General features: G+C 60.7%; 18 protein-coding genes. 7 read left to right on the forward strand and 11 right to left on the reverse strand.

Annotated elements, in window-relative coordinates:
* Nucleotides 1-60: 60 nt before the first annotated feature.
* Complete coding sequence (locus GVK95_RS07250) at nt 61-2,676, reverse strand: PAS domain-containing sensor histidine kinase (RefSeq protein WP_159948027.1); 2,616 nt, start codon at nt 2,674-2,676, stop codon at nt 61-63.
* Between the two features lie 273 nt (nt 2,677-2,949).
* Between GVK95_RS07250 and GVK95_RS07255 the strand changes: the two genes are divergently transcribed.
* Nucleotides 2,950-4,560, forward strand: a complete 1,611-nt coding sequence (locus GVK95_RS07255; RefSeq protein WP_159948029.1) for a flagellar biosynthetic protein FliO — start codon at nt 2,950-2,952, stop codon at nt 4,558-4,560.
* A 188-nt stretch (nt 4,561-4,748) separates the two neighbouring features.
* Here GVK95_RS07255 and dksA read toward each other — a convergent pair whose 3' ends face one another.
* A complete protein-coding gene (gene dksA, locus GVK95_RS07260; RefSeq protein ID WP_009109440.1) occupies nt 4,749-5,168 on the reverse strand; it encodes an RNA polymerase-binding protein DksA in 420 nt (139 codons plus the stop codon).
* Between the two features lie 274 nt (nt 5,169-5,442).
* Between dksA and GVK95_RS07265 the strand changes: the two genes are divergently transcribed.
* The 4 genes from GVK95_RS07265 to GVK95_RS07280 all read left to right on the forward strand — a co-directional run bounded on the left by GVK95_RS07265 (nt 5,443) and on the right by GVK95_RS07280 (nt 9,367).
* The gene (locus GVK95_RS07265; RefSeq protein ID WP_159948031.1) at nt 5,443-5,949 is read left to right on the forward strand and encodes a histidine phosphatase family protein; all 507 of its coding nucleotides are present in this window, start codon (nt 5,443-5,445) and stop codon (nt 5,947-5,949) included.
* Between the two features lie 145 nt (nt 5,950-6,094).
* Complete coding sequence (locus tag GVK95_RS07270; protein ID WP_159948033.1) at nt 6,095-7,570, forward strand: YcjX family protein; 1,476 nt, start codon at nt 6,095-6,097, stop codon at nt 7,568-7,570.
* Nucleotides 7,567-8,670, forward strand: a complete 1,104-nt coding sequence (locus GVK95_RS07275) for a TIGR01620 family protein (protein ID WP_159948035.1) — start codon at nt 7,567-7,569, stop codon at nt 8,668-8,670. Before GVK95_RS07270 ends, GVK95_RS07275 begins: the two co-directional genes overlap by 4 nt.
* Nucleotides 8,671-8,812: 142 nt before the next feature.
* Nucleotides 8,813-9,367: a hypothetical protein gene (locus tag GVK95_RS07280; RefSeq protein ID WP_159948037.1), complete on the forward strand. Its 555-nt coding sequence runs from the start codon at nt 8,813-8,815 to the stop codon at nt 9,365-9,367.
* A 36-nt stretch (nt 9,368-9,403) separates the two neighbouring features.
* Here the strand turns inward: GVK95_RS07280 and folK are convergent, their stop codons facing one another.
* The 3 genes from folK to folP form a co-directional block, all read right to left on the reverse strand.
* Entirely contained in the window at nt 9,404-9,850 is a 447-nt protein-coding gene (gene folK, locus GVK95_RS07285; protein ID WP_159948603.1) for a 2-amino-4-hydroxy-6-hydroxymethyldihydropteridine diphosphokinase, read from the reverse strand.
* A gap of 61 nt (nt 9,851-9,911) precedes the next feature.
* A complete protein-coding gene (folB, locus tag GVK95_RS07290; protein WP_200844243.1) occupies nt 9,912-10,271 on the reverse strand; it encodes a dihydroneopterin aldolase in 360 nt (119 codons plus the stop codon).
* A gap of 5 nt (nt 10,272-10,276) precedes the next feature.
* Nucleotides 10,277-11,071 carry a dihydropteroate synthase gene (folP, locus tag GVK95_RS07295; RefSeq protein WP_244618704.1) on the reverse strand — a complete coding sequence of 265 codons (795 nt, stop codon included), beginning with the start codon at nt 11,069-11,071 and terminating at the stop codon, nt 10,277-10,279.
* A gap of 191 nt (nt 11,072-11,262) precedes the next feature.
* On the opposite strand from folP, the gene GVK95_RS07300 reads away from it, so the two are divergent.
* Nucleotides 11,263-11,886 carry a DUF922 domain-containing protein gene (locus GVK95_RS07300; protein ID WP_159948043.1) on the forward strand — a complete coding sequence of 208 codons (624 nt, stop codon included), beginning with the start codon at nt 11,263-11,265 and terminating at the stop codon, nt 11,884-11,886.
* Between the two features lie 305 nt (nt 11,887-12,191).
* On the opposite strand, the gene GVK95_RS07305 is transcribed toward GVK95_RS07300, so the two are convergent.
* Nucleotides 12,192-12,512, reverse strand: a complete 321-nt coding sequence (locus tag GVK95_RS07305) for a 2Fe-2S iron-sulfur cluster-binding protein (protein ID WP_159948045.1) — start codon at nt 12,510-12,512, stop codon at nt 12,192-12,194.
* A gap of 136 nt (nt 12,513-12,648) precedes the next feature.
* A complete protein-coding gene (locus GVK95_RS07310; protein WP_200844234.1) occupies nt 12,649-13,026 on the reverse strand; it encodes an Hpt domain-containing protein in 378 nt (125 codons plus the stop codon).
* 469 nt (nt 13,027-13,495) lie between these two features.
* Here GVK95_RS07310 and GVK95_RS07315 point away from each other — a divergent pair, with 469 nt between their 5' ends.
* Nucleotides 13,496-19,915, forward strand: coding sequence for a hypothetical protein (locus GVK95_RS07315; protein WP_159948049.1), 6,420 nt, complete (start codon nt 13,496-13,498; stop codon nt 19,913-19,915).
* 99 nt (nt 19,916-20,014) lie between these two features.
* Here the strand turns inward: GVK95_RS07315 and GVK95_RS07320 are convergent, their stop codons facing one another.
* The 4 genes from GVK95_RS07320 to GVK95_RS07335 form a co-directional block, all read right to left on the reverse strand.
* Nucleotides 20,015-20,593: an ABC-type transport auxiliary lipoprotein family protein gene (locus GVK95_RS07320; RefSeq protein ID WP_200844244.1), complete on the reverse strand. Its 579-nt coding sequence runs from the start codon at nt 20,591-20,593 to the stop codon at nt 20,015-20,017.
* 77 nt (nt 20,594-20,670) lie between these two features.
* Complete coding sequence (locus GVK95_RS07325; protein ID WP_159948053.1) at nt 20,671-22,044, reverse strand: MlaD family protein; 1,374 nt, start codon at nt 22,042-22,044, stop codon at nt 20,671-20,673.
* 7 nt (nt 22,045-22,051) lie between these two features.
* Nucleotides 22,052-22,870, reverse strand: coding sequence for an ABC transporter ATP-binding protein (locus tag GVK95_RS07330; protein ID WP_159948055.1), 819 nt, complete (start codon nt 22,868-22,870; stop codon nt 22,052-22,054).
* 8 nt (nt 22,871-22,878) lie between these two features.
* The gene (locus tag GVK95_RS07335; protein WP_159948605.1) at nt 22,879-24,030 is read right to left on the reverse strand and encodes an ABC transporter permease; all 1,152 of its coding nucleotides are present in this window, start codon (nt 24,028-24,030) and stop codon (nt 22,879-22,881) included.
* Nucleotides 24,031-24,143: the final 113 nt, after the last annotated feature.

Below are 24,143 nucleotides of genomic sequence, written 5' to 3' on the forward strand. Positions count from 1 at the left end.
CGAAGCAAAAAACCGCGCTGTCGCCAGCGCGGTTTTTTTTATTTCCGATATGGCTGGATCTCAGGCTTGACCGTCAAGCATCTCACGAACGGCTACCGCCAACTGCTTCAGCGAGAAGGGCTTGGGCAGGAAGCCGAATTTGGCATCTGCCGGCAGATTGCGCGCAAACGCGTCCTCGGCATAGCCCGATACGAAGATGAACTTCATGTCGGGATAGATCTTTCGCAGTTCGCTCAGCAGCGTCGGCCCATCCATTTCCGGCATGACGACGTCGGAGACGACGATGTCCACCGCGCCACCGAGTTCCGCCAGGATTTCCAGCGCCTCGACGCCCGACCCCGCCTCATGCACGGTGTAGCCGCGTGTTTCCAGCATGCGTTTGCCACCGCGACGCACCGCCTCTTCGTCCTCCACGAGAAGCACCACGGCCGACTTTCCGGTCAGATCGCGGTTCTCGGCGGATGCTTCGTTGCTCGCAACAGAAGCCGCAATCGTGGGCGGATCCGGTGCACCGGCCGCATGCTCAACAACCGGCTGGATCTCGGGGATGTGCCGCGGCAGGAAGATGCGGAACGTGGTGCCTTTACCAACTTCCGATTCGGGATAGATGTAACCGCCGGACTGCTTGACGATGCCATAGACCATGGCAAGACCGAGACCGGTGCCTTTGCCCACTTCCTTCGTCGTAAAGAAAGGCTCGAAGATCTTGTCCATGATCTCAGGCGCGATGCCGGTGCCGGTGTCGGCGACCTCGATCAGCACCATTTCTTCCGCCGGCAGGCCGCGATACTGGAAATCACCTGCTTCCTGCGCCGAAACATTGCGCGTCGACACCGTGATTGCCCCGCCGCCCGGCATGGCATCGCGCGCATTGACGCAGAGGTTGATCATCACCTGCTCGAACTGCGACAGGTCGGTCTTCACCGGCCAGAGATCGCGCCCATATTCCACCCGCAGCTTGACATTGCTGCCGGAAATCAACCGGTCGACCAGCATGCGCAGATCGCCGATCACGTCTGTCAGGTTCAACACCGAGGGGCGCATCGTCTGCTTGCGCGAAAATGCAAGCAACTGCCGAACCAGGACGGCGGCACGATTGGCGTTGCGCTTGATTTCCATCAGGTCGGCGAAGCTTGCATCCGATGGCCGCGCCTGCAGCAGCAGATGATCGGACGACAGAAGGATCGCTGTGAGCACATTGTTGAAGTCATGCGCGATACCGCCCGCAAGCGTGCCGACGGCATTCATCTTCTGCGTCTGCGCCATCTGCGCTTCCAGCGCCTTCTGGTCGGTAACATCGACCGCATAGACGATTGCGGCCTCTTCGGGCGCCTCGTCGCTCTGATCGATCACGGCATTGACGTAGAAGCGGAAGTGCCGGCTATCGCTAACAGGATGGCGGCTGTCGATCGGCGCGATATCGACCTGGCGATCCTTGGCCAGCGTCAGCGCATCGTTGAAACGCTCGCGCTCGCTCTCATGGAACACGAGCTCCAACTTGTCATGCTGTTCGATCTGGTCGCGGCTGATGATGTCGGCAAACAGCTTCATGAACGGCGCATTGGTGCGCAGAATCCGGCCTTCGCCATCGACAGATGCAATCGCCATCGGCGTGTTGTTGAAGAACCGGGTGAAGCGCATGGATGCGACCGAGGCCGAGTGATCGCCGGTGTCGCCGCTTTGCCGGGCCAGCACGATCGACCGGCTTTCGCCCGGTGCCCCATCACGCGCAGCCCGCACGCGGTGCACCAGTCGCACAGGCAGGATCTGGCCATTGACCCGGCGCAGATCAAGATCGAGCGTCTCTGTCCGCGAATTGCCGGGTTCGGCCTGCACGGAATTGATCAGCGCCATGCCTTCGCCGGCAACCAGATCGGCAATCGACATCGAGCCAGGGCTGAACTGCGTCAGGTCGACGCCCAGCCATTCGGCAAGTGTCGCATTGAGATAGTAGATCTCGCCCTTGCGGCCGGCGGAGAAGAAGCCGGCAGGCGCATGGTCGAGATAATCGATTGCGTGCTGCAATTCCTTGAAGAAGCGCTCCTGGTCGTCGCGCTCGACAGTGATGTCGGAAATCTGCCAGACATGCAGGCCACGCCCGCGGCTCTCGCTCTCCAGCAACCGTGCCTTCAGCCGGTACCAATGAGCACCGGAGCCATTGCCGGTCTGGTTGCCGAGCGGCTTCAGCAGCCGGAACTCCTCGTAGCTCTCGCGACCTTCGCGCAAACCGTTGGTCAGCCGGTAGAGCGCTTCGCTCGATTCGCGATAACGCGACAGCAAGGCCTCGAGCGTCTGGACATCCGTCGCCTTCTTCGCACCGGTCATCTCGCCATAGGCCGCATTGGCATAAACGATGCGCCCTTCCGAATCGGTGATCAGCGTGCCTTCCGGCTGGCTGGCCAGAAAACGGCGCGCAAGCGTATCGGTATGGGACTGCGGCATGACCTCGACGAAGCCAATGACGGCCGAGACGATGAAGAAGATCCCCATCATTGCCAGAACGCCGAGAACACCCAGAACGATCTGGTTGTCCAGCTGGTCGCGGAAAAAGACAAAGGCTGCAGATGCTCCGATCAGGACCAGAGCGAGCAAAAGAATACGCAGCGCCGTACCGAACCCGCCCCGGCGGTCCACCAGAGGGCTGTCGCTATCACCGGGCTTCTGCTGTCGTGTCATGAATGCCTCTTGCCTGTCCGCGCCTTGCTCCCGACCCGTTACGGGAATCGGCGCACCGTCCTGTTTAGCAATTTGCAAGGGGTGCAAAAAGCGAAGAAAGGCCGAAACCCGCTTGCTTTGTCGCTACCCCACAGGATTGCCTCATTCTGAGTGGAAATTGAGGGGTGGAGCCCCATGTAATTGCTGCACGGGACAGGCGACAAGCCATGATTGCGGCCCATGATTGCAGAAAGCGCCATCTTCTGCGAGAAAGCCTGACAAGGAGAGCGTATCATGCTGGATGAACTGATTTCGGCCTATGGCAACCGTTTGCTGGTGGCGGCCCTTGGCGTGGCGCTCGCTCTGCTGTGTTTGTTCATCGTGCTCTGGCTGATGCGCAATCGCGCATCCTCGCCTTTCGTCCGCGGCGGCAGAAACCGCCAGCCCCGCCTGCAGGTCCTGGATGCTGCCGCCGTCGACGCACGCCGCCGGATTGTCCTGATCCGCCGTGACAATGTCGAACACCTGGTGATGATCGGCGGTCCAACCGATATCGTCATTGAAAGCGGGATTGGCGACGACCGAGCCTATCTCTCAGCTTTGGCTGTCCAGGCCCAGGCCTCAGAGACATCACCAACCCTGCCTCCTGCCGGGACGGCCAGGATTGTTACCGCACCCGTCGAGCCGGAACCTGTGGTCAAACCTGCACGCCCGGTCCAGGCAGCCACTGCTGCGGAACGCACGATCGCGGAACAGGAGCCCGTCCGCTCCAAACCACAGCCGGCGCCCATGCATGTGGCGCCAGTGGCGCCGGTGCTGACCGCACAGCAAAACAGCGCGACGACTGCGCAGAAGGCTCCAATGACTGCAGGCGCCCCGATAGCCCAGCCAGCATCGGCAGCCCAGGCCACCGTCATTCCGCTTACCGCAGCTTCGGTGGCGCCTATCGTCGCATCGGCAACGATCCCGGTGATGACGGCACCAGCCACACCACAGATACAAACGCCAATGCCAACGCCCGTGGCGCGCGACGAAGCAAAACCGCTCGATCCGGTTCGCCCGCCGAGTGCCCCTATCCCGGCAGAGCCGCGCCAGGAACCGCGCCTTGACGTGGTGGCATCGCCTGTTCCGCCGGCTCCACCCGTTGCGATTGCGCCCGTTGTTGAAACAGCTCGATCAGCGTCGATCCAGGCTCCGATCGAGATTGCATCCCCCACTGCGCCAACAGAGGCATACGCCTCGATCGCTATCGTGCCCGAAGTTTCATCTGAAGGCTCGCATGAGGGTTCGTATGAACCGCAGCGTGAGCCGCAGTTCGAACAGCCGACCAATATCGGCAGTGCGCCGGAGGTGGCATCGATCGCCTCGCACACGGTCCCAGACATGCCCGTGATCCAGATCCCTTCGGTTGATATTGCCGCGGAAGCCACATCGTTCCACGCGCCGGAGGTGACGGCACCTGATGCAGCCAACATACTGGAGGCGGCCCGTGCGCGCGTCCTGCCAATGAACGCGGAGCGTCCGGACGCAGCGCAACCCTTCGCAGCGGAGCGCTTCGCACCACAACACGAACCGTTCAATGCCGCTGAGAAGCAGGAACCGCCGCGCGACATGAGCGATTTCGAGCGGGTTCTTGAAGAAGAAATGGCGCTGCATCTGGCCGCTGATCCGCTGCCACTTCCCCAGGCCAGCAACCTCAAGGGCGATAGTCCTATGACCCAGCCATTTTTGCCCGAGATCCGCAGCGACCGCCCCGGTCTGCCGATATCGGCGATCCTGCCGGAAAACAGGCATGTGACGCCCCCGGCGGCGAAGCCGGCCACAGACGCTAAACCAGACGAACCGAACCTGCAGAACGAGATCGCTCGCATCTTTGGCGAGATGTCGGCTAGCCGAAACTCCTGAGCCAGCCGAAACTCCTGAGAATGAGCGCAGTTTTGGTATGAATGGCTGTTGTGACCGGATAGTTATGCGGCAGTCACATGCGCCATCGCACTCACCTGCCTGCCCCATCACCAAAACGAAAAATGCCGGCCCTAAGGCCGGCATGGAAAATCAGTCGCTGCAAGTGGCGCAGGAGTGAACAAACTGGTTCACTCGTCGCGATAGACCTTTTCGCGGCGCTCGTGGCGCTCCTGCGCTTCAATCGACAGGGTCGCAATCGGACGAGCGTCAAGGCGTTTCAAGCCGATCGGCTCGCCGGTCTCCTCGCAAAATCCATAGGTGCCTTCGTCGATCCGCTGCAATGCGGCGTCGATCTTCGAGATCAGCTTGCGCTGTCTGTCGCGAGCACGGAGCTCGATGGCACGGTCCGTTTCAGATGAAGCCCGGTCCGCGAGGTCGGGATGGTTGGCGCTCTCTTCCGCAAGGTGACCGAGAGTTTCGCGCGCTTCGCGTAGGATATCATTCTTCCAGGCAACAAGCTTTGCCCGAAAATAAGCCCTCTGGTTCGCATTCATGAACTCTTCATCCTCAGAGAGCACATAATTGCTAAGATTGATCTTCTCACTCAACGCGATTCTCCTGAAGAACATCTCAATGTGCGGGTGTATAACCTTTCATTCAAACCTGTTCAAGCCTCCTGACTGTTTCCACGGCATTTTTAAATCTGTTACAATTTTCATCTAAGAGTATATTTTTTAAGCACTATTTCCCGCAACGACAACGAACCAAGTCTCGGCAAGGCACTGGACGCGGGCCACGATATGCCGTGTACGACCAGTTGACGTGGAGGGCTGATAACCGCTAGTTCATTAGTAGGATGATCTGACGCGGATAACCCAACGGATGACGCTCTCCACCAAGCCTCCTGAACGCATCTATTTGTTGCGACATGCAAAATCCGGCTGGGCCGAGCCTGGCGGGCGCGATTTTGACCGCAGCCTTTCCGACGCAGGTTTTGCCGAGGCAGAGCTGCTCGCCGAGACCGCTGCGGAAAAGGGCTATCGGCCCGAATTGGTGATTTCCTCAACCGCAAAGCGGTGCCGGCAGACTGCCGATGCAATACGCAGGGCCTTCTCCGGACAGTCAGAATTTCGTTTCGTCGATGATCTATATAATTCGCCGGCCGATACATATCTGGAGATCCTGACCTCAACACGCGGCGTCGAGTCGTTGATGATGGTGGGGCATAACCCTGCCGTCGAGGAAGTCTTCGCGCGATTGGTCGGCCATGACATCGTCGGCCGCACGGTACCCGAAGGCTACCCGACATCCGGCCTCGCGGTGATCGATGCCCTGAAGATCGACGGCCCGGGCCAGGGCTGGAAACTGCAGGATTTCCTCGTCGGCTGACCCGGCGGGGCGCCATCTATAAGGCGCCAAGCGTCCCCGCTCCTTTTTTGCTGCGCAATGGCAACCTATATGCAGCAAGGCCGATGCCTGTCGCTGGTCGACGTCCAGCAGCAGAATGCGCCATGACAATTTCAGGAACCCGCCATTGCCTCCTTCCCTGTTCACCAGCATTACCGATGAAGCAGCGATAGCGCTCGACAATGTTGCCGACCGTGCCGCCAATCTTGTCCACCCGACGATCCGCCTGGGCGTGACCGGCCTGTCGCGTGCCGGCAAAACCGTCTTCATCTCCTCGCTCGTCCACAACCTTCTGCATGGCGGACGGCTACCGGTATTCGAACCCGTTCGCTCCGGCCGCATTGCGGGTGCGAAACTGGAGGAACAGCCGGACGATGCCGTGCCGCGCTTCCAGTATGAAGATCACATCCGCGCCTTGATCAAGGAACGCGTCTGGCCGGATTCGACAAGGGCGATTTCCGAACTCCGTTTGACCATAGAATACAAGAGCGCGAGCGCATGGAACCGCCTGCTTTCCTCCGGGCGCCTGTCGATCGACATTGTTGACTACCCGGGCGAATGGCTTCTCGACCTGCCATTGCTGCAGCAGGACTATCGCCAGTTCTCCGAAGCGACGGCAAGCCTTGCGACAACAGGCGTGCGCGCCGAACTGTCACACGAGTGGCGGGAGCTGTCGGCATCCATTGATCCGCATGCCCCGGCTGACGAAATGCTGGCACGCCGGCTGGCGGAGACCTTCACCACCTATCTGCGCCTGTGCAAATCCGACGAACGCTCGTTGTCGACGCTGCCGCCCGGCCGCTTCCTGATGCCCGGCGATCTGGAAGGCTCCCCGGCGCTGACCTTTGCCCCCCTGCCCGTTCTGGCCGATGGCAAGGCGCCGAAGGGATCGCTCCAGGCGATGATGGAGCGCCGCTACGAAGCCTACAAAAACCTGGTGGTGAAACCCTTCTTCCGCGAACATTTCGCCCGTCTCGATCGCCAGATCGTACTTGTTGACGCGCTGCAGGCCATCAATCGTGGCCCTGAAGCGGTTCAGGATCTGGAACGGGCGCTGGGCGATGTGCTGGCCTGCTTTCGCGCCGGTTCGAACACCATCCTCACCTCGCTGATCCGCCGCCGCATCGATCGCGTGCTGGTTGCCGCCACCAAGGCCGACCACCTGCATCACGAAAGCCATGACCGGCTGGAAACACTGACCCGCCGTCTCGTGGACCGGGCGATCCAGACAATCGGCATGAGCGGTGCCGGCATCGAGGTCATGGCGCTCGCTTCCGTCCGCGCGACGCGAGAGGCCACTGTCAAGCGTGACGGCCATGATCTGCCGGTCATTGTCGGCACCCCGATGGCCGGTGAACGGATCGGCAGCGAGACCTTCGATGGCGAGCGCAAGACGGCTGTATTTCCCGGCGATCTTCCCGAAGACCCGGAAGCCTTTTTCCATTCGATCGACTCCGGCGAGGCTGCCGAACTGCCGGATCTGGATATTGTCCGCTTCCGTCCGCCGCGCCTCGAAGAAACAGGCGGCGGCATCACATTGTCCGTCCCCCATATCCGCCTCGATCGCGCCATGCAGTTCCTGCTCGGAGACCGTCTCGCATGACCAAGCCCCCGTCATCTTCCGTGCCCGGCACCGGTCAGGGCAACGGCACCCGCCGACGCCCAGCGGCATTTTCCGTCGAGGCAGAACCGGCAACCGAAGCCGCCCGTCCGGCAGCATCCCGCCAGCCGCAAAGCTTTTCACATGAAGTGGTGATTGTCCCGGACGCCGACGATCCCTTCATCGGCGCCGGATCGGCAAGCGACGAGATCCCGCTGGCGACCCCGAGACCACGCGGTTTCTCGTTTGCGCGGATTGCGGCCAGCGCCTTCGGCATCCTCGTCTCCCTCGCGCTCGGTCTCTGGGTCGACGGCCTGATCCGCGACCTCTTCTCCCGCTCCGACTGGCTTGGCTATGCCGCGATCGGCGTTCTCGTCGTCGGCCTGCTGGCTCTGGCGATTGCCATCGGACGAGAGATCGCCGGCCTCTACCGGCTGCAAGCGGTCCAGTCGTTGAAATCGGAAGCCGAGGCTGCCAGCGCCGATCGCAAGCGCCCTGCAGCCCTTGCCGTGGTCAAGCGCCTGACGCGCCTCGTCTCCCATCGCCCCGAAACCGCCCGCGGCCAGAAGGTGATGGCCGAGGTCGAGGATGACGTGATCGACGGCCCGCAACTGATCGAACTTGCAGAGCGCGAACTGTTGAGCCCGCTCGACACCCGGGCGAGAAACCTCATTCTCGGAGCGTCCAAGCGCGTTTCGGTCGTCACCGCCGTGAGCCCACGCGCACTGGTAGATCTGGGTTATGTGCTGTTCGAAGTCGTGCGACTGGTCCGCGGCATGGCCGAGCTCTATGGTGGACGACCCGGCAGTCTTGGCATGCTGCGTCTGTTGCGCGACGTGATCGCGCACCTGGCAGTGACCGGATCGATTGCTGTCGGCGACAGCCTGGTGCAGCAGGTACTGGGCCACGGCCTCGCCTCACGCCTGTCGGCGCGCCTGGGTGAAGGTGTCATCAACGGCCTGATGACGGCGCGAATCGGCATAGCGGCGATGGATCTGTGCCGTCCCCTGCCGTTCAAAGCTCTGAAGCGGCCGGGCATCGGCGATTTCATCGGCGACCTCACGCCGTCGTTGAACGGCAAGCCAGGCGGCGAATCCAACTGAGTCTTATGGGCAACACCAAGCGCTGAACCTGAGTTTTGCCGATTGCGGGCGAGGCCATTTAAGGTTAATTGCAAGGATGCATTAACCAATACCGCGCTAAGTTGACTGCGGGTTTTCTGGTTTCTCGTACCAAGGTAAATCGATGTCTTCTCGCATCTTCTCGTCGCTCGGCCGCAGCGCCGTCATTCTGGCCGCTGCAGCACTTCTACCCGCAACCGTTGCGGACGCAGCTTCGCGCGACAAGCGCTTCTTTGAGCAGGTCGCCGGCGTCTGGAAAGGCCCGGGCGAAATTGTTGCCGGCAAATACAAGGGCACCAAGTTCACCTGTAATCTGACCGGCCTGTCTGCAGACGGCAAGGAGCCGGGAATGAAGCTCGATGGCACCTGCCGCGTCGGCGTATTCAGCCAGCCGATGTCCGCTTTCATTTCGCAGGCAGGCAGCACCTACAAAGGCCAATTTCTTGACGGTGCGGACGGCAAAGGCATGGACATCGTGTCCGGAACGGTCACCGGAAACCGTGCGGTCATGGGCATCAACCGCAAGAAGTTGAATGGTGCGATGGTCGCCCGTATCGAAAAAGACGATGCGATGAACATTACCATTTCGGTCAAGGTCGAGGATCGCCTGATCCCGGTCATCGGACTGAAGCTGAACCGTCAGGCCGATGCAATGGCCGTAACGGCCGCCAGCGAGTAACGGCCAAACAGAAACCCATCCTGCCAGTCGTTCTGATCAGCCGCGCCACCAGGCGCGGTTTTCATTTGCGATCTCGATACCGCTGCAATCGCTCTGGCTCAGCCAGTCGGCAATCGACGCCCCCCTGACAGTCAGGTTCGGGGCGATATCGGCAAGCGGCATCAACACGAAGCCGCGCTCCGTCATGCGGGGATGCGGGATCTTCAGGTGTTCGCCATCGACGCTGGTATTGTCATAGGTCAGTATGTCGATATCGATTGTGCGCGGTCCCCAGCGCTCGTTGCGGACACGCTTCATGTCCCGCTCAATGTCGAGGCAGGCGTCCAGCAATGGTTCCGGCGCAAGCGTGGTTTCGATAACCGCACAACAATTGTAGAAATCCGCCTGATCGACTTTCCCCCAAGGCGGTGTCCGGTACAGCCGCGACACGGCGGTCACGCGACAATCGGCGCGACCATCGAGACGCCGCAGAGCCGCAGCCATGGCTGAAACCGGATCGCCGATATTGCCGCCAAGCCCAAGGGTTGCATGACGCCACCCAAACTTATCTGAATTGTTCAACGCTCACCTGTACATAGTCGAGAATGCCAGCGATTGGCGCGCTGGGCTTGCGCACCGTGATGCGCGTTCGCAGGATTTCGGGAAACCGCGCCAGCAAAGCCTTGGCAATCGCCAGCGCCAGCGCCTCGATCAACATGACGCGAGGGCCCGTAACGATGGCTTCGATGACCTCGAATGCGATGCCATAATGGACCGTGCCCTCAAGTCTGTCCTGGGCAGCGGCCTCGCCGGCATCCACATCGAACTCCGCATCGACGTAGAAACGCTGCCCAAGAACACCCTCTTCGGCAAATACGCCATGATGTGCGAAGAAGGCGCAATTTTTCAGGGTAATGGTGAAGATAGCGCTCATGACTTCGTTCCTTCGGCAAGCCGCTTTTGTACCGCAAGCATTGCATCGGCGACGGCCAGTGCGTCGCGGTTGATCGCGACATTATGGACCCTGAATACGGCCGCCCCCTTGAGACGCAGGGCAACCGTGGTTGCAGCCGTCGCTGCATCCCGCTCTGCGGCATCGCGCCCGGTCAGGGTTCCCAGAAATCGCTTGCGCGAGGTTCCGGCGAGAAGCGGCAGACCGAACCGATGCAATTCCTCGAAACGCACCATCAATTCGACGTTCTCCTCAGCCGTCTCCTTGGCAAAACCGAAACCGGGGTCGAGTGTGATCGCCTCTGGAGGAACTCCCGCAGCCCGCGCGATGTCCAGCGACTGCGCCAGGAAGAAAATCTGGTCCTCGATGACGTCGGAAAGCGTCTCGCGCCCGCGGCCCGTATGCATGATACAAAGCCCGGCCCCGCTGTCTGCCGCAACCGAGGCGATGTCCGGTTCCCGCTGCAGTCCGTGCACGTCATTGATGATGTGGGCGCCCGCAGCGATCGCGGCGCGGGCAGTCGCGGCACGGTAGGTGTCGATCGACAGCAAAACATCCGTGCGTGCGGCAAGTGCCTCGATCACCGGAACGACCCGCGCCAGTTCTTCCTCAGCCGTCACATGAGCGGCGCCCGGACGCGTCGATTCACCGCCGATATCGAGAATGTCGGAACCGGCCTCGACACAGGCTAGCGCATGGGCGATCGCCTTGTCGGTCGTCGCATGCAATCCACCGTCGGAAAACGAATCCGGCGTGACATTGATGATGGCCATCAGTGCGCCGCGCGCCGAAAGGTCGATATCCCGACCATGGGCAACGCGCCAGATGCTTCGATTGCCGGTGGTCACGTTCAACTGTCCTCTCGACGGAAATCCGCGAAGCTGCAATAATGCTCGCGGTTTGGCTATGCCCCAAGGGCGCAGCGAATTCAACATTGCGGCTCAGTAGATTGCGGAAAATGATAATGTCAAATGCTTGCCGTTTTTGGGCAACCGCAGTCGCCGCAGCCATCGTTTCTGTCTCCGCAGGCACAGCGCGCTCCGAAACGATCGTTCGCAAATCGACAAGCTATTTCCATATTGGCGGCAAGACTGCGGCTGAGATCGACGAAGAACTGACGCGCAAGGGACCGATGACCCAGATGACGGGAAACCGACATCCGGGCGCCACCCAGATCCGCTTCGGCGGCGACCTGACCTATATACGCAAAGGCGAGCGCTGTGCCATCGAGGATGCCCGTGTCACCCTGGACACCAAGATCATCCTGCCACGCTGGAAGAACCGAAAGCGCGCGACGAAAGAACTCGGCTTCATCTGGGATGCCCTTTCGGCTGACATCAAGCGTCACGAGGAACGCCACGCGGAAATTGCCCGGCAATATGCACGCGACCTGGAAAAAGCGTTGAAGAGACTTCCGACGCAGGACAACTGCGACAAGATGCAGGACAAGGTCGCCGAAGTCACCGATCGCATCACGCTGGCGCATGACGAGGCGCAGATGAAGTTCGACCGCATAGAGGCAAAGAATTTCCAGAACAGGATGGCGCGCATCCTTCGCTACAAAAGCGGCAGGGTAAGTCAGGACTAAGCGTTATCGCGGAAATAACCCACTAAAAATTACAGGTCACTAATGCAGCAAGGACACATCTTGCTCGAAACTTGCGCCCGCACCTGTGAATAACCGGCTATTTCTCGGCGTGGCACTTGATAAGAATCTGAAATATACCTGTCATCAGCAAACGTTGATTAAGCGTTTTCCGATTTGCCAGTTCTCCCGGCGCGTCCTGGTGCCACAGGTGTTTCCTCCCTCGCCTGCTTGGCGATGCGCCCCCTTGCCCCGCTCCTCGCTCCGCGAGAGCGGGGCTTTTTTTTGAGCGCGCAGGATCGGTTCTATCACCCCTGGCGTTCGGGAACATGCACCACAAGGCCGTCAAGTGCGGCAACGATCTTGATCTGACAGCTCAGTCGCGAGCTTGGCTTCACATCAACTGCGAAGTCGAGCATGTCTTCCTCCATGGCCGACGGTGCACCGACCTTGTCGGTCCATGCATCATCGACATAGACATGACAGGTGGCACAAGCGCAGGCGCCGCCACATTCCGCGTCGATGCCCGGAACGGAATTGCGCACGGCATTTTCCATGACTGTAGAGCCATCTGCGGCCGCGATGTCGAAGCGCGTGCCGTCAAAGGCGATGATGCTGATATTTGCCATGTGTTCTGTGTCCATGCTTCGCCAAAAAAATCCGCGAAGTCATCTAACAAATCGAAACACCAGTCAACTCGAAGAAAAGAAGTCAACTCGAAGGACGGCGTCAGTCGCCGCCCGTCCTTCGCGTGCCCTGCCCTGCTTAGCGAGCGAGCTTGAGGATGAAGTGCTCGGCCTCAAGAACGGCGGCACTTACCGACGCGACCGAATCGATGGTCGCCCCCTTTGTTTCGATCAGGTCAGCTGCACCGGCAACTCGAAGTGCGCCAACCGCCATGGCGGCATTTCTCAGCCGCTGTGCGGCTGCCTTGACCTGCAGCGTGTCGCGATCGCTGGCCAGTGCCAGTAGACAGCCGCGTGCCTGGCGAGCGAACATCTGCAGGATTTCGATCTCGACAGCCCGGTCGCCCTTTGTCTGGGTGGCCAGATGAACAAGGTCGACGGGACGCTGCTGCGAGGGGCAGAGCCCGCCAAAGTTTTCCGGAGCTTCGAACGCGACGTTTACGGCTGCCATAGCCATATTCCTTCTTTTCTTGTTATTTATGAGCAGCAGTCTCTCCGGCGCCGATGGCAATTGCGTTAAAATGAGACTCGTTGGCAGGGAAAACTTCGCGCTATGGTTAACGCGCGTTAAACCCTGACGGACATTGGCTTTTCACGAGCTTCATTGGTTTAAATACTGTTAACAACCGAAAACCGCATTAACCGCCGTCCGGGCCATTAATTGTATCGGAAGCCCGAATGTGTCACTACGATACGGTTGACTGGGCTAAAGGCGGAATTCTTTGCCCCAATGTCGGATAGTGCTAAAACACATCGCGAATGTCATGATGACAGGCTGCTCCGACGATGAAATTCAAAGGGATTTTCGGCTGGCGTGGCGGCAGACGAGGATCCTAAAGTAAGGCAGTCTGACCAGGGCTCGAATGCAGGCGGCGTAGTGCCCTTGGATCGAACTGCCGAGAGTAGCGGTAACGAGGCGTAACCCTATGGCGAACAAGAAGTCCGACTCTATTGATGAGAGCGCTTTTCAAGCTCTCGAGGCGGCCCTGAGCATTGATTTCGACAATGAGGCGCCGGCGACCAAACCCGTCCGACCGGCGGCACGCGCATCGGAGAGCCACGTGTCTGAACCCGTTCAAAATCCTGCATCGGCGAAGAAGCCTCAGGAGCGCCGTACCGCACGCTCAAGCGAGCTAGCACCCGAGCCGGCTCCCAAGGCCCCCGCCTTCGCGCCGGCCAACGACACATCGCGCCGCACGCCGGCTGCCATCCTGAAGTCGCTTGACGGCGCATCCCTTCCGGCAGCACTGCGCAATGCCACGATCATTTCAGCGCTTTGGGTGCTGGGAGCGATCGGACTGACACAGCTGCTTTACGGCGGCCAGATGTGGCAGGCACCTTCCGTTGCCGATATCGTCGCAATGCCGGGTGTTGTTGCAATATTTGTCGGCACCCTCGTGCCGATCATGCTGTTTTTCGCCTTCTCCATCATGATGGCCCGCGCCCATGACCTGCGCAATGCAGCACGGTCCATGGCTGAAGTGGCCCTGAGGCTGTCCGAGCCGGAAACCATCGCCTCCGAACGCATCATGACGGTCGGCCAGGCCGTGCGCCGCGAAGTTTCGGCCATGAATGAGGGCATCGAACGCACGATTGCTCGCGCGACCGAACTTGAAACGCTGGTGCATTCGGAAGTGACCGCGCTTGAGCGCAGCTACACTGACAACGAACTGCGCGTTCGCGGCCTCGTGCACGAACTTGGCGCCGAACGCGACGCCATCGTCAACCACGCTGAGCGTATCCGCTCGTCGATCATCGGCGCACATGACCAGTTGAAGGAAGAGCTGTCGCTGGCGACGGAGGAAATCTCCGTGCGCCTGCAGACATCCGGCGAAGCCTTCGCCTCCATGATCGACACGCGCGCAGCGACGCTGACCGAGAGGTCGGATGCGGCCGTGACGGCACTCGGCTCGCTTCTGACGCACAAGACCGAGAACATGGTCCAGACGCTGGCTGCCTCCGGCATCTCGCTGGCTTCTGAATTCGATACGCAGTTGGCAAATCTGTCTTCCACGCTCAACCAGCGCGGCAAGGAATTGCTTGGCCAGTTCGAAACCCGTGCTTCGACTCTCGATGCCAATACCGAAAAGCTGAATGCCGCTCTGAACGAACGTGCTCGCCAGCTGAACGAAACCCTTGTCGAGCGCACCCGCGATATTGCCGAAGCGCTGAAGGGTGGAGAACGCACCATCACGTCCTCGCTGGACGACGTTCTCGCCAAGCTCAATGGCTCTCTTGACGAGCGCGGTCAGTCCTTCCGACAGAGCATGAAGTCAGCGGCCGACGACGCGATTGTCGATTTGGACCTGCGTTCCGGACTGTTCGAGGATCGATTCCACACGACAATCGGCCAGATCAACACGACGTTCGACACGCGCGTTGCCGAGTTCTCCAGCGCCTTCGACCAGCGTGCGGGCACGTTGGACAACAAGCTGATGGAAAGCCTCGCTCGGATCAACGAGACCGTGACAGGTGGCTCGGACTCGATCGATGGCATCCTGACATCGAGCATCGACCGTCTTGGCTCCACGCTGGCAGATCAGTCGTTTGCCTTCGCGGCCACCCTCGGCACCGGCCAGGAAATGATCGACAGCGCCCTTGCCGACCGCGCCCAGGAAATCGCCGACGCCATGTCGGCCAAGGCAGCAGCTCTCACCGAGAGCCTGGAAAACGCCCAGAGGCGCATCGACCAGGTCATGGAAGAGCGCGGCGGTGCGCTGTACGCGGCCCTTGCCGACAACCAGACACGTTTTGACGAAACTCTGAGCACCCGTTCCGAACTCATCGTCAACGCGCTCAACAGCAATCAGGATCGCTTTGCCGATACCCTGGACACCAAGAGCCGCGAGATTGCCCATACGCTCGAAACGCAAAGCAGGAACATCGTCGAGTCCGTCGAGGCGGCCAGCCGCGACATCGCAGATACGCTCGGCACCAAGAGCCTCGAACTTGACATAGCGCTCAGCAGCGGCAGCCAGCACCTCGCCGAGACGCTGGAAATCAAGGGTCGCGACATCGCTGAAACCCTGGGCTCGCAAAGCCTGAATATTGTCCAGTCCATCGATGCGGCCAGCCGCGACATTGCCGACACCCTGGGCACCAAGAGCCTTGAACTTGACATCGCAATGAGCAGCCGCAGTCAGGATATTGCCGAAACGCTGTCCATCGGTCAGCGCAGCCTGGAGGAAGCCCTGTCACAGCGCGCGGCACACATCGTCGATACGGTCGCCGATGCCGATCGCCGCATCGATGCGGCATTCGCCGAAAAGGCGGATGCAATTCGCAGCGCCTATGGCGAGAACCAGGAGAAGCTTGATCTTTCTCTGGCTGGGCACACGGCATATCTGGCGTCGACGCTGGAAGACGCAACCGGCACGATTGAGCGCACACTTGGCCAGAACTCCGGCCGCATCGTCGAGGCCCTGTCGGACGGACAACGTCGTCTGGACGAGACCCTGTCCGAGCGCGCTTCTGGCATCATCGACACGGTCGCAGACGCCGATCGCCGCATCGATGCCGCATTCGCCGAAAAGGCCGAAGCGATCCGCAATGCCTATGGTGAAAACCATGAAAAGCTCGATCTTTCCCTGGCCGGTCACACAGCTTATCTCGCCTCGACGCTGGAAGATGCCAGCGGCACGCTGGAACGGACGCTCAGCCAGAATTCCGGCCGCATTGTCGAGGCGCTGTCCGACGGACATCGCCGCCTGGAAGAAACCCTGACCGAGCGCGCCTCGGGCATCATTGATGCCGTGGCCGACGCCGATCGACGCATCGATGCCGCGTTTGCCGAAAAGGCGGAATCTGTTCGAAGCGCCTATGGTGAAAGCCAGCAACGTCTCGACCTGTCGCTCGCTGGTCACACGGCCTACCTTGCTTCGGCGCTGGAAGATGCGGGTGGAGAGCTGGATCGCACGCTTGGACGCCATTCCAGCTACATCACCGAGGCGCTTTCGAGCGGCATAACCGATATCGACGGCAAGCTTGCTGGAACAAGCGACCACCTGCGCAACACGCTGGAGGGTGCAAACAGCGAACTGTCGCAGACACTGGGCAACAACACCAACCGCATCGCCGATACGATTGCATCGGGTGTCAGCCAGATCGACGCCCGGCTCGTCGATACCCATGAGCGCATTCGCTCGACGCTTGACGACCGCACCAATGCGATTTCAACGACATTGCGCGACGCCCAGGGGGATCTCGAAAACAGCCTGGTCGAGCACTCGACCTCGCTCGGCGCATCGCTGGCCGCATCGGCCGGCATGCTGGAAATGAGCCTCGAGGATCACGAGGGCACACTGCGTCGCGCGATCGACGACAGCAGCAAGGCTCTCGATGAGCGTCTGCGTGGAACCGCAGGCTCCCTGACCTCGCAGATCCGCGACGCCGCCGGCGATATCACCCGCTCGGCACAGGAATTTTCCGGCGTGGTGGAGCAATCGGTCAGCGGCATGACCTCGCGCCTCGACGAAACCAGCACCCGTATCGAACTTAGCCTGGGTACACTGGAAGACCGCCTGCGCAATGGCCTTGACGGCGTTGACGCTCGCGTCAACGATGCCGGCGAGAAGTTTGCGGCCCGCCTTGATGAAAAGGTGACCGCGATCGAGCGCGTTGGCAGCGAAGCCAGTACGCGTGTGGCCCAGATCCTCGACGACGGAACCGCCAAGGTCGCCGAAACCTTCGAAGGCCGGACCGCCCAGATCGACGAACGACTGTCGACGATGGACCGCGCGCTCAACATTGGCCTTGAAAACGTCAATCGCACCATCGAGGGCAAGGCAGCAGGTCTCGCAGCCGCGCTGCGTGGCGCCGTTGCCGATGCCGCGCGCGATCTCGACACAGAAGCACAGCGCTCGGTGGACCGCATGACTGCCTCCAGCACACAATTTGCCGAACAGATCGGCGAGCGCAGTGCCGAATTGAGCCGCACCGTCGAGGAACAGTCGCAGGACCTGACCAGACGCATCGAAGACACGCAGAGCCGCCTTGCGGGTCAGGCAGCAGCCGTTGCCCAGACCTTCTCCCAAGCCGGCGATGCGATCAGCAACAAGGTCTCGCAGGCGAGCGACGCCATCACCAGCAAGGTTTCACAGGCCGAAGCTTTGGTCAGCGCGCAGGTCGCCAACCTCTCCGGCACCCTGGCGGACGTCGGCTCGACACTGGAGGGCCGCACCGCCGCCATCCGCGAAGCCATTGCCGGCAACACGCAGGAACTGGCAGTCACCATGGACGCCGTCGAGAAGGCACTTGAGGCGCGCGGCAACACCATTCGTTCCGTTCTCGACGACCGGACCCGCGAGTTGAACTCGATGCTGTCGAGCCGATCGGCGGAACTGTCGCGCCTGATCGACGAAAAGGCCGGCCCGATGATCGCGACCTACGCCCAGACCGGGCGCACCGCAGCCGAGCAGATCACCGCTGCGGCTGAACAGAGCGCCGAGCGCCTACGCAGCGAAAATGCGGCCATCCTTGGTGCGATCACCGAGCGTGCCGACCGGGCTGCCGCGACACTGGGTGCTGCGGAAAGCTCAATCGTCACCAGTGCGTCGCAACTCATCGAGCGTCTGGGCGAAAGCAATTCCGGCATCTCGACCATCGTCGAGCAGGCGGTGCAGAGCATCGGCTCGCTGGATAGCCGCCTGGGCGCCACCGCAGCCCGCTTCAATGACACAGCCGGCAAGGCTACCGACATCCTCTCCACGTCGAACCGTCTGCTGGACGGCCAGCTTGAGCGCCTGACCGTGGTTTCGACCGAAACACTCGGGCAGGTCTCGTCGATCGTCGGCCGCTTCGGCGAGCACACAAAGGTACTAGGCAAGGCATCCGAGCTTCTCTCGGCTGCGCAGTCCAATCTGGTTGGAACGCTGGAAGAACGTCAGCAGGCCTTGCGCGAGCTTTCGATCGGTCTGGTCAAGCGCTCGGAAGAAATTGAAAACACCATGCAGAGCCTCGGCAAGATGGTCGAGACTGCCTTCGACCGCGCCGAACAGCGTTCGGGCCAGATGGCGGGCAACTTGCGCCAGAGTGTCCAGGCGTCCTTCACCGACATCGGCCAGATCCTTGGTGAGACGGAAAAGCGCGCCCAGTCGACGGCAGCCAACATGCGCGAGAGCGTTCAGGCCTCCTTCGCCGACATCGGACAGGTGCTTGGGGAAACGGAAAAGAAGGCACAGGTCACCGCGACCAACATGCGTAATGCCCTGCTCTCCGCCGAACAGGAGGCACAGGTCTCCATCGACAAGACGCTGACCGAAGCCGAGAAGCGTTCGGGCGAGCTTGCGAACCGCCTGCGCGGCGGCCTCGCTGTCTCCCTGAACGACATTGACCACCTGCTCGGAGAAGCCGGCCGCAAGTCGGAAGGTGCCGCCATCGCCCTTCGCGAAGCCATGCAGCAGGCAGTGACCGATGCCGTCGCCCGCTTTGCCGGCGCGACCGACGAGATCCGTCGATCGGCCACAGATATCCGCAAGGAACTCGACCTGACGCGCAACGAGTTGAAGCGCGGCGCGTTCGATCTGCCCGAAGAGGCCAAGGAAAGTGCTGCCGCAATGCGCCGAGCCGTGGCCGAGCAGATCAAGGCCCTGCAGGATATTTCGCAGCTCGTCGGTCGCACCAGCCAGACGTTGGAAATCTCCGAGCCCGTCGCCCGTCGCCTAGCAGAAGCGCAGCCCGAACCGGTCCGCCGCGCCCCTGTCGCAGCACCTGCTCCGGCGCCAGTGCCGGCGCCAGTGCCGGCGCCTCAAGCACAGCCGGTTGCCCGCCCCGCCGAAAACTTCGGTCTCCGCGGCAGCCTGGAGCTTGGCGAAAGCTACGGCCAGCCGGCACAACCGGCGAGCCGTGTCGAAGGCGGCGGCTGGATCAGCGACCTGCTGCGCGGCGCATCGCGCGACGAGACAGCAGCCGGAGCGACATCAGCGCCGGCACGTGCGGCCCCTGCCCGTCCGGCATCGGAAGCACCGGCCACCCAACGCCAGACCGACAGCCGCAATCCGCGTCACATGGTCGAATCGCTGAACTCGCTTTCGGTCGATATCGCCAGGGCAATCGACCACGACGCCTCGGTAGAACTCTGGCGCCGCTACCAGCGCGGGGAACGCGATGTCTTCACCCGTCGTCTTTACACGCTGAAAGGTCAGCAGACCTTTGACGAGATCAAGCGCAAGTATGACCGCGAACCGGAATTCCGCGTCGCTGTCGATCGCTACATCGCCGATTTTGAAAAGCTGCTGGCCGATGTTGCCCGCACCGATCGCGACAAGAGCGTGACCCAGTCCTACCTGACCTCGGACACAGGCAAGGTCTACACAATGCTGGCGCACGCTGCCGGTCGCTTCAGCTAAGATAGCGGTAAAGGCGGCAGACGGTTCGCCCATCTGAAAACCAAAAAAGCCCCGGATCTCAAATGGATCCGGGGCTTTTCTGACTCAAACTGTGAAAAATCAGATGGCAGTAAGCGCCCAGGTGACGATCTCTGCCGTGACCGAACCAAAGGCCTCATCCATCGCCGTGACATAGGCTTCGTTGCTCGTGCCGACCGCGCGCGCCTCTGCTCTGAAGACCTTCTGCGCAACAACCGTTCCGTTGCGGTCATTGAGCAGCTTGGCCGAAATCTCGACCACACCGCGATCTCCGCCGACGGTCGCCACTTCAAACGCACGAACATCGGTGATCAACTGATAGTCGATGGCAAGGCCCTGGCCCGGCTTTCCGACGCCGCCCAGGCGTCCGGTATCCTCGAACGCTTCGACCAGCTTCGACTGGACCATGCGTGTCAGCTTGTCGCTCCACTGCGACTTGGAGAGATAACGGATCTCGGAGTTGGACACGCGCACCAGGATCTGCTCGCTGTCGACCGCCTTGAGCGCCGTCGGATCGGCGATGAGCAATTGCCTGTTCTTGGCTGAAGCCTTCGTTGAAACGACAGCACTTGCCGACAGATCGAAGGTATCGTTTGGCGCCTTGGAAGCGCAGCCCGACAGACCGGTAAGCAGCATCGGCAAGAACACTGCGCCGAGCATCCGTACACGCCTGTCGCGCGCCGCACCTCCCAAGCCGGACATAGTCATGCTGTCATATCCCTTCCGGTGTTGATCCGTCATCGGCGTGTCCGCCCGTCAAACTGCTTGACCGAGTCACCGCCGAAGATCAATCGCTGCGGGTCGTTGTCGAAATTGGTAATCGCATCGTTCAGGCCGCGCACCGTCTGGCGCGTATCGTTGACCAGTGTCTGGATGTCACGCAGACCGGTGCTGGAGAAGCGTTGCAAGTTCTCCGCAATTGGTCCGATCCGGGCATTCAGGTTTTCGGCCGTCAGGCGGATCTGTTCCAGCGTCTTTCGCGCTTCTGCACTCAGCGAATTGGTATCGTCGGAACCGAGGAATCCGTCGACCTTCTTCAGAATGCCGTCCACCTGTGCAGAGGCGTTGTTCAAACGATTGGCGAGTTGGGTAAAGTCGTCGATCGCCTTGTTGATGTCATCCTTGCGACCGGTGATGCTGACAGAAAGGTCCTTGAACCCGGCAATCGCGGCACGTGCATCCGCTGATGCGACAGAAACATCGTCCACGACCTTGCCAACCTTCTGGCTGTCGACTGCATCGACCAGCTTGGACACTTTCTGTAAGGTCAGGTCGGCATTGCTGCCGAAGCGCTGGAAGGTTTCTGCTGTCTGCTTGAAACTGTCGATGGCCGGACCGACCCGGTCAGATGCACTGGCAATGCTCGCCGTCGCCCGTTCGGTATTGGTCAGGATCTTGTCGATCTTCTCCGAATTAAGCGCCTTGAACAGGTCTTCGGCGGCACCAAGGGTCGAGTCCAGTCGACCCGAAAGGCCCGACACGGAATCGGACAACGCGCTCACACTTTTCAGGAACTGGTCGATGCCCTTGGCATTGTCGGCCAGCGATTTGGAGAACACCTCGGCATTCTTCACCGTATTGGTCAAAGGCGCGCGCGCATCGCCGATGAAGCCCTGCAATTCACCAATGGCATCATTGGCCCGCTGCAGGATCTTGTCGGCGGTGGAAAGCAGGTTTGTCACGCTCGACTGATCCGCCATCAGCACAGCCGGCTCTCCCGTCGCCATCGCCTTTGCAAGGATATTTTCCTTGTCGTCGGAGGTTCCGCCGGAAAGCTCGATATAGGCAGCCCCGGTCAGGCCCTGGATTTCCAGAACCGCCTTTGTGGAAGAGGTCACAGGCGCATCGGCGCGAACTTCGGTAAATGCCACCGAGAACTGCGGGTCATCATTGTCGATATAGAGATTGCGGACAGACCCGACGGCGATGCCGTTGAAGCGCACCGGCGAACCGATGCTCAGGCCGTTGGCCGAGCCTGGAATGCGAATGGCAAGCGGTGCTACCGGCCCGCCACGGCCGTATTCCGCCATCCAGTAGACGAAACCGAACGCAGCTCCGATGACCATCAGGGTGAAAAAGCCGACGAGGGCGTAGTTGGCTTTGGTTTCCATGTATCAGTCACTCTACCGGATGCACGCCGGACGATTCCGGCCGAGGAATGGAGCGGGCCCGCTTGCCCTTGAAATAGGATTTCACCCACGGATCGTCATAGGCAAGCATGTCGTCAAGCGTACCTTCGACCAGCACCTTCTTCTGCCCCAGCACCGCGATACGGTCGCAGACCGAGAACAGGCTGTCGAGATCGTGGGTGACCATATAGACGGTCAATCCCAGCGTATCGCGCAACCGGGCAATCAGATCGTCGAATTCGGCAGCACCAATCGGGTCGAGACCGGAGGTGGGCTCGTCGAGAAAGACAAGATCGGGATCGAGGGCGAGCGCGCGGGCAAGAGCAGCGCGCTTGATCATGCCGCCCGACAGTTCGGAAGGGTATTTGTCCGCAGCGTCCGGATGCAAACCGACGAGTTCGATCTTCAGATAGGCAAGCTCGTCCATCAGCCATTGCGGCAGATCAAGGTATTCACGCATCGGCAACTGGATATTCTCCTTGACGGTCAAGGCAGAAAATAGGGCGCCATGCTGGAAAAGCACGCCCAGCCGCGTATCGAGCATCGTCCGCTCGCGCTCGTCGACCTCGTCGTAGTCGGCGCCAAGGATCTCGATCTTGCCCGAACGGCGCGGCAGCAACCTGAGGACGGTTCGCATCAGAACGGACTTGCCGGCACCCGACGCACCGACGAACCCGAGGATCTCGCCCCGGTAGATATCCAGATCGAGCTCGTCGAGAACGACATTGTCGCCGAAGGCAACGGTCAGCCCCTTGACGGAAAGGATCGTTTCCCGGTCTTTCATCATCGTCTTTGTCTTCTCTTCCATCCGCGCCCTCAGAAATCGATGGCCGCGTAGAAGATGGCAAACAGCCCGTCTACGAGAATGACGACAAAGATGGATTTGACCACGGCGGCAGTAACGTGGCGGCCGAGCGATTCCGCACTGCCTCCGACCTTCATGCCTTCGACTGCGGCAACGATGCCGATGATCAGCGCCATGAACGGCGCCTTGATCATGCCGGACGCAAGCGTCGAGTAATCCACGGCATCATGCAGGCGCGTGATGAAGACGTCGAAGGTTATGCCCGAATAAGCCCAGGCGACCACGGCCGCACCATAAAGAGCGGAGAAATTCGCAACGATCGTCAGAAGCGGCAGCGCGATGGTCAGGGCAACAAGCCGCGGGAACACCAGAACACCGATCGGATTGAGACCGATGACCTTCAGCGCATCGATTTCCTCACGCATCTTCATCGAGCCGATTTCGGCTGTAATGGCGCTTCCGGAGCGGCCGGCGATCATGATGGCGGTCAACAGGACGCCGATTTCACGCAGTTGCAGAATACCGACCAGATCGACGACAAACACTTCCGCACCGAAATAGCGGAGCTGGAACGCGCCCTGTTGCGCAATGATGGCGCCGATCAGGAACGACATCAGGACGATGATCGGCATGGCGCGAACGCCCATGTGGTCAAGCTGGTTGACCACCGATGCCGGAGACACCCCGCTTCCACGTCCGAACTTCGTCTGTGCACCGCGCACGGCAGAACCGAGTACGAACATCATCGCGACGAAATCTTCCCAGAGACTGATCGTCAGTTTCCCCACAGGCGCGAAGATGGTTTCGAACAGGGTGCTGTCGCTGCGCGTCTTTTCCGGGGGATGAACGCGCTCGGGAAGCGCATTGATCAACTCACGCATTTCGGGCGTACCGCCCTCAATCGAAATGCTGCGGCCGTCAGCCTGACGCTGTGCGACAAAACGTCGAACAAGCCACGCACCGGCTGTGTCCATGCTGAGAACACTGTCGAGATCCACGGTTTCGGCAACCCCGGACTTGTCGTCCACGAGGCTGCCGGCACTTTTGACCATGGCGCTGAGGCTGGTGTTCTTCCAGTTGCCGGCAAGCCGAATGATGCGCCCGCGACCGTCTGCCAGGTCGTCGATCGTGATACGGGCAATTTCAGGCTGGACCGACTTCAAGGGGGCGACAACTTCCACACTTGCGGGGTCGAAGCGAATCCCGCCCACGCAAATCACACGAACTGACGTGTACTATAACGATCGTGGTTGACGATGTAATCCTTAACGGGGAA

The sequence above is a fragment of the Rhizobium sp. 18065 genome (genome assembly GCF_902706095.1).
In the GTDB taxonomy this organism is placed as follows: Bacteria; Pseudomonadota; Alphaproteobacteria; order Rhizobiales; family Rhizobiaceae; genus Allorhizobium.

Coding starts and splice junctions, on each gene's coding strand:
- GVK95_RS07250 (WP_159948027.1), bottom strand. CDS start 2,676: ATGACACGACAGCAGAAGCCCGGTGATAGCGACAGCCCTCTGGTGGAC.
- GVK95_RS07255 (WP_159948029.1), top strand. CDS start 2,950: ATGCTGGATGAACTGATTTCGGCCTATGGCAACCGTTTGCTGGTGGCG.
- GVK95_RS07265 (WP_159948031.1), top strand. CDS start 5,443: ATGACGCTCTCCACCAAGCCTCCTGAACGCATCTATTTGTTGCGACAT.
- GVK95_RS07275 (WP_159948035.1), top strand. CDS start 7,567: ATGACCAAGCCCCCGTCATCTTCCGTGCCCGGCACCGGTCAGGGCAAC.
- GVK95_RS07280 (WP_159948037.1), top strand. CDS start 8,813: ATGTCTTCTCGCATCTTCTCGTCGCTCGGCCGCAGCGCCGTCATTCTG.
- folK (WP_159948603.1), bottom strand. CDS start 9,850: ATGGCTGCGGCTCTGCGGCGTCTCGATGGTCGCGCCGATTGTCGCGTG.
- folP (WP_244618704.1), bottom strand. CDS start 11,071: ATGGCCATCATCAATGTCACGCCGGATTCGTTTTCCGACGGTGGATTG.
- GVK95_RS07300 (WP_159948043.1), top strand. CDS start 11,263: ATGTCAAATGCTTGCCGTTTTTGGGCAACCGCAGTCGCCGCAGCCATC.
- GVK95_RS07305 (WP_159948045.1), bottom strand. CDS start 12,512: ATGGCAAATATCAGCATCATCGCCTTTGACGGCACGCGCTTCGACATC.
- GVK95_RS07310 (WP_200844234.1), bottom strand. CDS start 13,026: ATGGCTATGGCAGCCGTAAACGTCGCGTTCGAAGCTCCGGAAAACTTT.
- GVK95_RS07315 (WP_159948049.1), top strand. CDS start 13,496: ATGGCGAACAAGAAGTCCGACTCTATTGATGAGAGCGCTTTTCAAGCT.
- GVK95_RS07320 (WP_200844244.1), bottom strand. CDS start 20,593: ATGCTCGGCGCAGTGTTCTTGCCGATGCTGCTTACCGGTCTGTCGGGC.
- GVK95_RS07325 (WP_159948053.1), bottom strand. CDS start 22,044: ATGGAAACCAAAGCCAACTACGCCCTCGTCGGCTTTTTCACCCTGATG.
- GVK95_RS07330 (WP_159948055.1), bottom strand. CDS start 22,870: ATGGAAGAGAAGACAAAGACGATGATGAAAGACCGGGAAACGATCCTT.